The 271-nt window shown below is 40.2% G+C and carries 1 protein-coding gene; it reads left to right on the top strand.

What is annotated here, in order from left to right; genetic code table 11:
* A partial coding sequence (locus AAEY79_RS14965) for an HDOD domain-containing protein (protein ID WP_352289192.1) occupies nt 1-271 on the top strand: 271 nt, incomplete at both ends.

Genomic DNA, 271 nt, shown 5'->3' with positions numbered 1-271 from the left:
ACATAAAGCTGGTGCTTAACTACATTGGTATTGAAAATTTACGTTTGCTGATCCCTTATTTTTGTTTACGTAACTGGTTACCTTCAGGCAATGCTAATTTATTGTGGATAACCCGCAAGCTTTGGCGTTACAGCATGGTCAGTGCCATTGCGGCGCAAACCTTAGCAGAATTGCATAATGAAAAGCCTGGTTTGGCTTATAGCTGCGCGTTAATGTACCAATTTTCTACCTCGATTATACTGAGCCAAAGTGGACGTATATTTGATAACAC

The organism is Psychrobacter sp. GW64-MNA-CIBAN-0177 (assembly GCF_040309585.1).
In the GTDB taxonomy this organism is placed as follows: domain Bacteria; phylum Pseudomonadota; class Gammaproteobacteria; order Pseudomonadales; family Moraxellaceae; genus Psychrobacter; species Psychrobacter okhotskensis.
The sequence above is the reverse complement of the archived record's forward strand: the minus strand, read 5'-3'. Positions and strand labels throughout refer to the sequence as shown.